Raw genomic sequence first — 12,756 nt, 5'->3', positions numbered from 1 at the left:
CAGATTAAGAAGATGAAAAATAACAAAGCCGCTTCTTTATTTCCAAGGGAGCTCGTTATAGAAAGTTTAAAGCAATCATTCGTTAAGTTGAATCCGCGGGTGATGTTCCGTAACCCGATCATGTTCATCGTAGAAGTGGTGACATTCGTCATGTTGTTCGTTACTATCTGGGCAGCAGCCACAGGCGACACGACACAGGGATCTTTCGGTTACAATATTTTAGTATTTATTGTATTGTTCGTTACACTGCTTTTCGCCAACTTCGCTGAAGCCATTGCCGAAGCACGTGGTAAGGCACAGGCCGACAGTTTGCGTAAGACTCGTGAAGAAACTCCGGCTCGTTTGTGTGTTGGCAATAAGATCGAAACGGTCAGCTCTTCTCAATTGAAGAAAGGTGACATCTTCATTTGCGAAGCCGGTGATACAATCCCTTCCGATGGAGAGATCATCGAAGGTCTGGCTTCCATCGATGAAAGTGCCATTACCGGTGAATCTGCTCCGGTGATCCGCGAAGCCGGTGGTGACAAGAGTTCTGTAACGGGTGGTACGAAAGTTTTGTCTGATCAGATCAAGGTAAAGGTGACAACAGAACCGGGCGAAAGCTTCTTGGATAAAATGATCGCTTTGGTAGAAGGTGCTTCTCGTCAGAAGACTCCGAACGAAATAGCCTTGACCATCCTGTTGGCAGGTTTCACATTGGTATTCGTGGTTGTTTGCGGAACATTGAAACCGTATGCCGACTATGCTAATACAACGATTACGATTGCAGCCTTTATCTCTTTGTTTGTCTGCTTGATCCCGACTACGATCGGTGGTCTGTTGTCAGCTATCGGTATCGCAGGTATGGACCGTGCGTTGTGCGCCAATGTAATCACCAAATCCGGTAAAGCAGTAGAAACAGCCGGTGACATCGACACCCTGTTGCTGGACAAGACCGGTACAATCACGATCGGTAACCGTAAAGCTACTCAGTTCTATCCGGTATCCGGAATCGACGAGCATTCTTTCGTACAGGCTTGTTTGTTGTCTTCTCTTTCCGATGACACCCCCGAAGGTAAGTCTATTGTAGAGTTGGGACGTGAAAGAGGCATACGTGTACATGACTTGAACACATCCGGTTCTAAGATGATCAAATTTACGGCTGAGACAAAATGTTCAGGTGTGGATTTGGCTAACGGTACTCGTATCCGTAAAGGTGCTTTCGAAGCCATCCGTAAAATGAGTGAGGCAGCCGGAAACAAATATCCGGAAGAAGTTGCCGACTTGGTTCAGAAGATCACAAGCAATGGTGGTACTCCGCTGGTTGTGTCACAGGATGATTTCATTATCGGTGTGATCGAATTGCAGGATATCATCAAACCGGGTATCCAGGAACGTTTCGAACGTTTGCGTAAGATGGGTGTGAAGACGGTAATGGTAACCGGTGATAACCCGTTGACCGCAAAATATATTGCAGAAAAAGCCGGTGTAGACGATTATATCGCAGAAGCTAAACCGGAAGACAAGATGAACTATATCCGCAAGGAACAGGAAAACGGTAAATTAGTTGCCATGATGGGTGACGGGACAAACGACGCTCCGGCTTTGGCGCAGGCCAATGTGGGTGTAGCTATGAATAGCGGTACACAGGCAGCCAAGGAAGCCGGTAACATGGTCGATTTGGATAATGACCCGACCAAGTTGATCGAAATCGTTGAGATCGGTAAACAGTTGTTGATGACTCGTGGTACATTGACGACTTTCAGTATCGCTAACGACGTAGCCAAGTATTTTGCTATCGTACCGGCATTGTTCATGGTAACGATCCCGGCATTGGCTCCGATGAATATCATGAACTTGCATAGTCCGGAATCGGCTATCCTGAGTGCGATCATCTTTAATGCGATTATCATCCCGATCCTGATTCCGTTGGCATTACGTGGTGTCGCTTATAAACCGATCGGTGCTTCTGCGTTGCTTCGTCGCAACTTGTTGATTTATGGTTTGGGCGGTGTGATCGCTCCTTTCATTGGTATCAAGTTGATAGATATGATCGTAAGTTTATTCATGTAAAAATAAAATCAACATTCACAGTTCTTCCTCCTCCATATATAGAGAGGAGGAAGAGCGAAAAATAAAACAATAATTTATTATGATATCAAATCTTTTAAAATCATTAAGACTGACAATCGCCTTTTGTTTGTTCTTCAGTGTATTCTACATTTTCGTTTTGTGGTTGTTCGCCCAGGTGGCTGGACCGAATAAAGGAAATGCCGAATTGGTTACATTAAACGGAAAAGTAGTAGGTGCTGCCAATGTAGGGCAGAACTTTACTCAAGATATTTATTTCTGGGGTCGTCCTTCTCATGCCGGTGATGGTTATGATGCTTCCAGTTCGGGCGGTAGCAACAAAGGACCTTCGAATGAAGAACATTTGGCTTTGTTGGAAGAACGCATCGACACATTCCTGGCTCATCATTCGTATTTGGAACGTAAAGATGTTCCTGCCGAAATCATTACAGCCAGTTCTTCCGGTCTGGACCCGCATATTTCTCCGAAAGCTGCTTATGTACAGGCTAAACGTGTAGCAGAAGCACGCGGTTGGTCGGAAGACAAAGTGATGGCAATCGTCAACTCGCATGTTGAGAAACCGTTACTGGGTATGTTCGGTACAGAAAAAGTAAATGTATTAAAATTAAATGTAGCGCTCGATGAAGCCGCTCAAAACAAATAACAAATAGTTAATTAGGTAAAAAAGATTTAGGTAATGAAATCATTTGTAAAAAAAATCGCTGCTTTGGCAGTTGTTTTCTCTATGGCTTCTTCAACACTGGTAAATGCGCAGGAAGAGGATGGTAAGGTAAGTTTCTCCGTGCAGGGAGATTTGGTTAGCTCTTATATTTGGCGTGGTTTCTATCAGACAGGTGCCAGTTTTCAGCCGACCTTGTCTTTGGGTGTAGGTAATTTCTCGTTGACAGCATGGGGATCAACCGATTTTCAGGGAGCTAATTCCACATCGGCTGCTGCCGCCAAAGAAATTGACTTGACGGCTGCTTACACTTTCGGATCGGCAGGTCCTACATTGTCTATTGCCAGTTTATGGTGGGCAGGACAAGGTGCCGGTGATTATTTTAATTTCAAAAGCCATGAAACAGCTCACCATTTTGACCTTGGATTGGCTTATACTTTGCCGATCGAGAAGTTTCCGTTGTCCATCGCTTGGAATGTGATGATTGCCGGAGCCGACAAAGATGCCGAAGGTAATCAGAACTATTCTTCGTATGTAGAACTGAATTTCCCGTTTACAATAAAGGGTGTCGATCTGAATGCCACATGCGGTATGCTGCCGTATGATGCAGGTGTGACAACGTATGGAGATGTAAACGATGGATTTACTGTGTCCAATGTCGCTTTAAAAGCTACGAAAGAAATCAAGATTACGGATTCGTTTTCTTTGCCTATCTTTACGCAGGCAGTTTGGAACCCTTGCATGGAGGATGCCCATCTTGTCTTTGGAATTTCTATAAGACCTTGATATAACGTTATAATATACGCATGGATCGAGAACAAAGTGCACAACATTTTCTGGATTTGTTGAAAAAGTCTCGTCGTGGTAATTTTAAAATCTACATCGGCATGAGTGCCGGTGTAGGTAAATCGTATCGGATGTTATCGGAAGCCCACCAATTATTGGAAAGCGGCATTGATATCAAGGTCGGTTACATAGAAACACATGGGCGAGTCGAGACGGAGGCATTGGTGGATGGATTGCCAATCATACCCCGTCGTAAGATATTTTATAAAGGAAAAGAGATCGAGGAGATGGACTTGCAGTCGATTCTCAGTATCCATCCCGAAGTAGTCATCGTCGATGAATTGGCCCATACCAATGTCGAAGGCAGTAAGAACGAAAAACGCTGGCAAGATGTCATGGATATATTGGATGCCGGTATCAGTGTAATCACGGCAGTCAACATTCAGCATATTGAAGGGCTGAACGAGATGGTACAGGATGTGGTTGGAATCGAGGTCAAGGAACGTATTCCCGATATCGTGCTGGAACAAGCTGATGAAGTTGTTAACATAGACCTTACGGCTGATGAATTGTTGGCGCGGTTGAAAGCCGGAAAAATATACAAACCCGAAAAGATACAAACAGCATTAAATAATTTCTTTAAGCCGGAGCATATCCTTCAGCTTAGAGAGTTAGCCTTGAAAGAGGTTGCTTTACGGGTGGAAAAAAAGGTGGAGAATACCATTCCCGAGAATCTCGGCGTACGCCACGAAAAGTTTATGGCCTGTATCAGCAGCAATGAGAAAACTCCCCGTAAGATCATACGGAAAGTTGCGCGGTTGGCAACCCGGTATAATTCCAAATTCTTCGTATTGTATGTACAAACTCCCCGGGAGAGTACCGACAGGATTCCATTGGCAAGCCAAAGACATTTGTTGAACCATTTCAAGCTGGCAACGGAACTTGGAGGAGAAGTCGTCCAAGTGCAGTCTCCGCATATAACGGATACGATCGTGCAGGTTTGTAAAGAGAAACAAATCAGTACGCTCTGTATCGGACGACCGACCTTAAAATTTCCTTCCGCTATCCTGTCAATGGTTCATTATCGGAATCTATTAGAAGAATTAGCTCTATTGGGAATAGACTTAATTATTTTAGCGTAAAAATCTCTTCATGAACATGAATATGAACATTAGAACAAAGTTGACTTACGGGATAGGACTCTTGTTTGTCTTGATCGTTTTATTAGGCGGATTGGCTATAAAAAACATCCATAACGTATCGAACGATACGCAAAATATCCTGGCGGATAATTATAACTCACTTCTCTATTCCCGCCAGATGTTAGAGTCGCTGGATGCCATCCGGGAAAACCCGAATGCACGGAAAGATTTCGAAGCCGCTTTGGCGGCACAAAAAGAGAATGTGACCGAAATGGATGAAGAGGCATTGACCAGGCGTTTGATTCTTAATTATGAGAAGGCAGTAAACAATATGGACGACGAGTCAATCCGGCAACTGCGCCAGTCGATCTACACGATCATGGCGGTCAACATGTCTGCCATTTATGCAAAAAACGAAGTGGCCGTGCATACGGCGGAAAGATCTCTCTTCTGGATTTGGACAATGGGAGTGGCCTGTATCGTGATTGCTTTCCTCTTTCTGGCACGTCTGCCACGCTCGGTCGGCATACAGATCCGCAAATTGACCGATGGTATCAAAGAGATCACCAAGGCCAATTACAGTAAACGGCTTGACTTGGGTAACGAGCCTGAATTTAAAGAAACAGCCATCTTGTTCAACGAAATGGCCGAACGTCTTGCCGAATACCGCAACAGCTCTTTGGAGAATATCCTGCAAGGAAAGAAATATATCGAAACGATTATCAACAGCATTGCCGAGCCGATTATAGGCTTGAGCAAGGAGCGTAAGATTTTGTTTGTAAACAATGAAGCCCTCACAGTCTTGAACCTGACACGAGAAAATGTCATTGATAAGCCTGCTCCCGAACTGGCGTTGAAGAACGACCTGCTTCGTCGCTTGATCCGTCAGTTGGTAGATTCCGAAGACAACAGGGAGCCGTTGAAAATCTATGCGGATAACAAAGAAAGTTATTTCCAGGTGAAATACATTCCGATCAACGTCAACAAGCAGACCGGACTGGAAAGTAAGTATGTCGGCGACGTGATCCTTTTGAAGAATGTCACTGAGTTTAAAGAAAAAGATATTGCAAAGACAACTTTCATCTCTACAATTTCCCATGAATTGAAAACGCCGATATCTGCCATCATGATGAGTTTAAAGCTTTTGGAAGACACCCGGATCGGCAAACTCAATGCAGAACAGGAGAGTCTTTCCAAAAGCATAAAGGAAAACAGCGACCGGCTACTAGAGATAACGGGTGAACTCTTGAAGATGTCACAGGTGGAAAGCGGCAAGCTCTATTTGAACCCGAAGATCACCAAACCGATCGAACTGATTAACTATGCCATTAAAGCGAACCAGGTACAAGCTGAACGGTTCAACTGCCAGATCGAGGTGGAATATCCCGAAAAGATTACCAAGTTATTTGTCGACAGCGAGAAAATAGCCTGGGTTGTAACCAACTTGTTGTCGAACGCTATCCGCTATTCATCGGAAAACGGGCGCGTCATCATCGGTGCACGGCAGATCGACAAGGCTGTTGAGATCTACGTCAAGGACTTCGGAAAAGGTATCGACCCGCGTTACCATGGGAGTATCTTCGACCACTACTTCCGCGTGCCGGGAACAAAAGTACAAGGTAGCGGTTTGGGACTTGCCATCAGCAAGGATTTTGTGGAAGCCCATGGCGGTACGATCCGTATCGAGAGCGAAGTCGGTAAAGGCAGCACGTTCGTAATCAAATTCAATGTATAAGAAATAAAATCAAAAATCAGATAATCTAATGAAAGTATTAAAATTCGGCGGTACTTCAGTCGGCTCAGCCCAGCGGATAAAGAATGTAGCATCGATCATTTGCGACCATGAGCCTAAAATAGTAGTACTTTCTGCCATGGCAGGAACAACAAATTCTTTAGTGGAGATATCTGAGTGTTTCCATAAGAAGGAGCCGGAAAAGGCAAATGCCATCCTTTCGTCGTTGGAGCAATCTTATGTCAATCATATAGAAGAATTATACCAAAGTGATGCCTACAAAGAAAAGGCGATGCAGTATATGCTTGAACGCTTCCAGCATGTCTGGTCTTTCTCCAATATGCCTTTCAGCGTGTTTGACGAAAAAGAAATATTGGTTCAAGGCGAATTGATATCGACATTTCTGATGACCTGCTATTTGGAAGAACAAGGTGTAAAAGTAGTTCTGTTGCCTGCATTGAACTTTATGCGGATTACGATGGACAAGGAGCCGGATATGGAATACATCGCCAAACACTTGAATATACTGTTGGAACAAAATAAAGAGGCGGAGATATACATCACGCAGGGTTTTATCTGCCGGAATGCCTATGGAAGCATCGACAACCTGGAGCGAGGAGGAAGCGACTATACCGCTTCGCTGATCGGGGCTGCTATCCAAGCAGATGAGATACAGATTTGGACGGATATTGACGGAATGCACAACAACGACCCTCGTTTTGTCGATGACACTGCTCCCGTAAGGCAACTGAACTTTGACGAAGCCGCCAAGCTGGCTCATTTCGGAGCCAAAATTCTGCATCCGACCTGCATATTGCCTGCTAAAGAGAACAACATACCGGTACGCCTCTTGAACGCTTTACAACCGAGCGCACCGGGTACTTTGATTTCGAACACGGCAGAAAAGGGCGCAATCAAAGCTGTTGCAGCCAAAGACAATATCACGTATGTAAAGATCAAGTCGCTCCATACAATACCAACACCTCATTTCCTGAGTATCGTTTTCGATACGTTCTATCAGTATAATACTCCGGTCGACATGGTGACAACTTCCGATATCGGTGTGTCCGTAACGATTGACAACGACGAGCATATAGACGAGATTGTGGAAGTCTTGCGGCAATACGCAACTATTTCGGTGGAGAGGAATATGGTGATTGTATGTGTCGTCGGTGACTTGGAATGGCAAAACGTCGGTTTTGAGGCTCGTATCATCAATGCGTTGAAAGATATTCCCGTGCGGATGATATCTTACGGTGGCAGTAGCAGTAATGTGTCGCTGGTGATGAAAGCAGGAGATAAAATACATGCCTTGAAAGAACTTAGCGAGCACCTGTTTACTACGCCCAAAGGCTCCCTGCTTTCTTCTGTTTCCTGAAGAGAATAAGATTGATAATGAATATTGTTTTTGATTTGTTTTAGAGATGAAGAAGGTATCCAGAAATGGATGCCTTCTTTTTTGTTTCGCAATAATTTTCTTCTGGAAGAAATTCTTTATAAATAAGTAAAAATCAAAGGAAATTAACTTTTTAGCCAGTTTTCTTAGATTGTGCGTGATAGTAATCTGGGTAAACTCTGTTTTTATCTTCTCAATTCTCTTAATCAAAAACGGCTCTATGCCGGATTGTGTTTTATCTGTACAAAGACAGTTATCAATTCTATCCATCGCCTGCCCCGGTAATGGAGGTTTTCCTCACTCTTTAGGATGGGTATAATCTGAAAGATATTGTGGTACCGCTACGAAAAATGTGTGTTTTGCAACATTACATTCCTTCTATCGGTACTATTGCCGATTATCTTATCTATTTGTTCAAACTAAATGGATTTGTAAATGGGAGATTTAGATCGAATCAAAGTTGTGCTCGTTGAAAAGAAATGAACGGCTAACTGGCTTGCCGAAGAATTACTACTGTAAGCAGGAGGTGTACTGATATCTCCCAGCCTGACCTGTACACATTAAACAGATTGCAACGTTGCTTGATATTGACAAGCGAGAACTTATAACAGGTAAAGGCTAAAATCATGACAGATATTGTACAAATACAAGAACCAGAGTATTATGCAACTCTACGACAGGCTGTCTCAGTTATGTCATGGGGACATATACAGACCTTGATGCGCAAGTTCGGTGATGACGACAATGTTATATTAATTTTTTCTATTTCACAATGCTTTCTTTTAAGTAAGATTGTGGGCTGTATGCCGAAATAGGCTTTAAAACTACGGGAGAAGTGTGAGAAACTTTCAAATCCCAAATCCAATAAAAACTCTGACGGCTTGACTTTCTTTTCTTTAATGAGCACATAGGCTTCTTCCAACCGTCTTGTCAACAACCATTTTCCGGGAGTTGTACCAAAAACTTTCAGAAAATCCCTGCGGAATGTAGATAAACTACGTCCGGAAGCCTGCGCCAATTGCTCCAATAGCAGATTATCCTGATAGTGACACTCCATGAAATCTTTCAGATTAATTCTCTGCAAGCTGTTCATACGAGAAAACCAATTATGTAGCCCCGGACGTAGAACTGACTGATGATGAATTTCATGCCTTGGAAACGGCACTCAATGCCTGCTCTATCCACGGGCATCGCGGGCATGTGGAGACACAGCAAGCTGATTTTGGAAAAAACTGGGAAAAACTGAAGAAAGGAGTTGAGAAATGAAAAAAGTAAGATTGAATTTCACGTCGTCTATCACGTTCGCCTGCAATTTCTTTTCAACATTTGTAGTCATAACCATTTCCTGTTTTTAGATGGATCGCTCTCTGCCATGTAAGTTCTACCGGCCATTTCTTGCCTTGAAGGAAATCAGCATGTTGAAGATGCCATCCCGTGTTCCTCCACATGTAAGGCGGGATCTTAAAAACGGGATAAAAATATGGAATTATACGGACAAGATAACATACTTAACAAATATTTTGTATTAGGGTCTAGGGGGAGCCGGGTCCTCTCAAGAAATATAACCTGTATTTTGTTATTATTTAATTATCATTTAATTAAACAATACAGAGTTATGTCACAGAAGAGAAAAAAGGGAAACTCGTCCCTGTTGTTAGAGGAATATGCCGCAAGGCGTATCGAGTTAAAGAAAGGTTTGAGCAAGGCCGCCACGGCGGAGCTTTATCAGGTGGCTGTCGGGCATTTCATAAGATTCGTGGGAGATCCCGGGTTTCGCATGGGGGATCTCAGCAAGACGCAGGTCTCGGATTTTATAGCCTATCTCCAAAGCAAGAGATTGGCCACCAATACGATCAACTCCTATCTGAGTAACCTGCGTGCGATCTATAATGCCGCTTGCCATGACGGTTTGTTACAGTATCGGGATCACCCTTTCGAGGGATTGAGACTGAGGCGAGAATCGACTGTCAAGAGAGCGATATCCATGTCCTTTATACAGAAACTGGCGAACCTCAAGGTGGAAGAGTCATCCCGGCAGGAACTGGCGGTCGATTTATGCCTGTTCAGTTTCCTTGCCTGCGGGATGCCATTTATCGATATCGCCTACCTAACCCCTCAAAATATCCATAATAACGAGTTGGTATATAACCGGCGTAAGAGCGGGGCACAAATTCGTATGGAGATCACCACGGGCATGTGGCAGCTCATTCATAAGTACGCCCCCACGTATGGAGAACGGGAATTCCTTTTCCCTATCCTTCCGATGGCTTCGCCCACGCATGCTCAGTATAAAAATTGCCTGGCCATGCACAACCGGGAATTGAAGGAGATCGGGGATCGCTTGGAGATACCTATCCGCCTCACCTCTTATGTGATGCGCCACAGTTGGGCTTCCATCGCATTGCGGTGCGGGGTCTCGATAGCGATTATCAGCCAAGCGTTGGGGCACAGCTCGGAAAAGACGACACGTATTTATTTGAATGAGCTGGATATATCAGAACTGGCTGAGGCCAACCAGAAAGTTTCAGGATCAATCGATTTATTATTAAAGGATATGGAAAAAAGGAACGCCTTATTTATGAAATAAGGGTGTTCTACTTGTAACACGTTTACAATCATTATATTGAATTAAAATATAGCTCAATATTAGAGATATATTTCCTTATTGTGTGTACAAAAGAAATACAAAAAATGTAAACAAAGAAATTTTACAAACAAAAATATGAGGGCCTTACATCAAAAAAAGGTCTTCCGCATTTTTATTGCCTGCGTTGACCTCTTTAAGTCCGTATTTTTTTACATTAGGACATACCTCACTGATACCCGTTCTTTTTTTATATATTATAACACCCTATTAAGCATTTAAAACTTTTTTTACAAGGTAAGAAAACACCTCTAATGTTAAAATAATGACTTTTGAATAGGTAAAACATTAAAACACGGCAGATTTATCTCCCTTTTTCGAGGTGTACGGACAGGCGCTTCCTTATTTCATAAATAAGTATAAGTGTTCGTATAAGATTTACCAGCGGTGATGGATGTAGGAAAAATCATAGGGGGAACTGTCTTTCTATACGCCACGACCGATAAAGAGTACTAACAAACCAAATAGAGAAAAATATGATGAGAAAAGTGATTATCCTGATATTCCTGTTTATGGTTCCCCTTGCGTTCCATGCGCAGGAGAGGCCGCTCGCCGGACAGAGAGGCTCGGTCGTCGGTGTCAAGACCAACCTGCCGTACTGGGCAACGGCCACGTTCAATTTGGGGGCTGAGTTCCGGCTGGCACGCCACTGGAGCTTGGATCTGGAGGCCGGTCTCAATCCTTTCGACGGGAAAAACGATGACGGCAGCTACGGTCGCTCCCTCAAGCACCTGCGCCTCCATCCGGAGCTGCGCTACTGGTTCTGCGAAGCTTTCTACTCACATTTTGTCGGCCTGCACGTACCGTATCTGTTGTATAACGTGGCGGATATCAAATGGTTGGGCACCGAGGGCAGGCGTCACCAAGGCTGGGGTACCGGCGTGGGGGTCAGCTACGGTTACTCATGGCTGCTCTCCAGACACTGGAATCTGGAGGCTACCGTCGGAGTGGGATACCTTTACCTTGAATCGGAGAAATACCCCTGCGCCAACTGCGGACGTAAGCAGGAAACCGTCAAGAAGCATTATTTCGGTCCCACACAGGCTGCCGTCAACCTGATTTACCAATTCTAAATCTTTGATGCCGTATGAAAAGGAATAAACAAATACTAATAGCAGCGAGCCTGCTGGCCGTTATCACCTCGCAGGCACAGGAAATCAAGATCAAGGACAAGATCGTGGAGATGTCGGACAGCACGCTGGTGATCGGCATGACGTTCGACTTCACGGAGGTGGAGGTGCCCTCCGGACGCAGTCTGGTCTGCACGCCGGTCATCGTGGCGGGCGACAGCATCCGCCCCTTGGCACCGGTCATCCTCGACGGGCGTGACCGCCACGTCCTTTACGAACGCACGGGGCGTTCCTATCCGACGCACGGCGAGTATGAGTTGCGCCGCCGGAACGGCGAGCCGCAAACCTTCGAGTACACCGCCCGCACGCCGATGGCCCCGTGGATGAGACGCTCGGAAGTGGCCTTGGTCGCCGACGAGTGCGGTTGCGACTGGGATTCGCTGCGAGGCTCCCGCTCGTCGCTCTTCGCTGTCGACTTGGCGGAGCCTGCCGTATGGAAACCTCTCCTTACTTATAAAACGCCGACCGTGGAAACCGTGAAAGCCCGCTCGAAAGAGGGTAGCGCCTTCCTCGATTTCCCCGTGAACAAAACCGCTATTTATCCGGACTACCGTAGCAACCCACTGGAACTGAGGGAGATCCGCCGGACCATCGAGTCGGTGAGTGACGACAAGTACGCCACCATCACCGAGGTCTATATCAAGGGATACGCCTCGCCGGAGGGTAGTTACGCCAACAACGCCTATCTGGCCGAGAACCGTGCCAAGGCGCTCAGCGACTACGTGAGGGGCCTGTACCATTTCGAGCAGGCTACCTTCACGGTCGATTTCGAGCCGGAGGACTGGGCCGGGCTGGAGCGGCGCTTGGAAGAGTCGTCGCTGGCGGACAAGGAGGAACTGCTCGCCATCGTCCGTGCCGACGAGCCTTCGGACTTGGACAAGAAAGAGTGGAAACTCAAGAGCTTGAACGGCGGCGCCTCCTACAAGACGCTGCTGGGCGACATCTATCCCGCCTTGCGCCACTCGGACTACGCCGTGAGGTACACCATCCGCGCCTTCACGACGGACGAGGCCAAGGGATTGCTTTACACCGACCCCAAGCAGTTGAGCCTTGAGGAGATGTACCGGGTGGCGCAGACCTACCCGGCGGGCAGCCCCGAGTTCAAGGAGGTGTTCGAGATAGCCGTGCGCATGTATCCCGACGATCCCGTATCGAACCTCAACGCCGCCAACTCCGCCCTGCTGAGCGGCGACGCCGA

General features: G+C 45.7%; 10 protein-coding genes. 9 read left to right on the top strand and 1 reads right to left on the bottom strand.

Translation table 11 applies throughout. The features are described from left to right. The first annotated feature begins 12 nt into the window (after positions 1–12). The 6 genes from kdpB (at position 13) to BQ7394_RS00330 (ending at position 7,766) form a co-directional block, all read left to right on the top strand. Positions 13–2,052, top strand: coding sequence for a potassium-transporting ATPase subunit KdpB (gene kdpB, locus BQ7394_RS00355; RefSeq protein ID WP_075555553.1), 2,040 nt, complete (start codon positions 13–15; stop codon positions 2,050–2,052). Between the two features lie 79 nt (positions 2,053–2,131). After that, positions 2,132–2,713: a K(+)-transporting ATPase subunit C gene (locus tag BQ7394_RS00350; RefSeq protein ID WP_075555552.1), complete on the top strand. Its 582-nt coding sequence runs from the start codon at positions 2,132–2,134 to the stop codon at positions 2,711–2,713. Positions 2,714–2,746: 33 nt separating this feature from the next. Next, the gene (locus BQ7394_RS00345) at positions 2,747–3,514 is read left to right on the top strand and encodes a hypothetical protein (RefSeq protein WP_075555551.1); all 768 of its coding nucleotides are present in this window, start codon (positions 2,747–2,749) and stop codon (positions 3,512–3,514) included. 20 nt (positions 3,515–3,534) lie between these two features. After that, entirely contained in the window at positions 3,535–4,656 is a 1,122-nt protein-coding gene (locus BQ7394_RS00340) for a sensor protein KdpD (protein WP_075555550.1), read from the top strand. 16 nt (positions 4,657–4,672) lie between these two features. Continuing rightward, entirely contained in the window at positions 4,673–6,391 is a 1,719-nt protein-coding gene (locus BQ7394_RS00335) for a sensor histidine kinase (protein WP_075555638.1), read from the top strand. Positions 6,392–6,419: 28 nt separating this feature from the next. Continuing rightward, entirely contained in the window at positions 6,420–7,766 is a 1,347-nt protein-coding gene (locus BQ7394_RS00330; protein WP_075555549.1) for an aspartate kinase, read from the top strand. Between the two features lie 679 nt (positions 7,767–8,445). Here the strand turns inward: BQ7394_RS00330 and BQ7394_RS00325 are convergent. Then, on the bottom strand, positions 8,446–8,877 hold the full coding sequence (locus BQ7394_RS00325; RefSeq protein ID WP_235848630.1) for a helix-turn-helix domain-containing protein: 432 nt from the start codon (positions 8,875–8,877) through the stop codon (positions 8,446–8,448). A gap of 522 nt (positions 8,878–9,399) precedes the next feature. On the opposite strand from BQ7394_RS00325, the gene BQ7394_RS00320 reads away from it, so the two are divergent. The 3 genes from BQ7394_RS00320 to BQ7394_RS00310 all read left to right on the top strand — a co-directional run. Beyond that, positions 9,400–10,371 carry a tyrosine-type recombinase/integrase gene (locus tag BQ7394_RS00320; RefSeq protein WP_075555548.1) on the top strand — a complete coding sequence of 324 codons (972 nt, stop codon included), beginning with the start codon at positions 9,400–9,402 and terminating at the stop codon, positions 10,369–10,371. 536 nt (positions 10,372–10,907) lie between these two features. Next, complete coding sequence (locus BQ7394_RS00315) at positions 10,908–11,501, top strand: DUF3575 domain-containing protein (RefSeq protein ID WP_075555637.1); 594 nt, start codon at positions 10,908–10,910, stop codon at positions 11,499–11,501. A 14-nt stretch (positions 11,502–11,515) separates the two neighbouring features. Continuing rightward, positions 11,516–12,756, top strand: a 1,241-nt coding sequence (locus BQ7394_RS00310; protein WP_075555547.1) for a DUF3868 domain-containing protein, incomplete at its 3' end; no start/stop codon positions are given.

Source organism: Parabacteroides timonensis, from assembly GCF_900128505.1.
GTDB classification, from domain to species: Bacteria; Bacteroidota; Bacteroidia; order Bacteroidales; family Tannerellaceae; genus Parabacteroides; species Parabacteroides timonensis.
The sequence above is the reverse complement of the archived record's forward strand: the minus strand, read 5'-3'. Positions and strand labels throughout refer to the sequence as shown.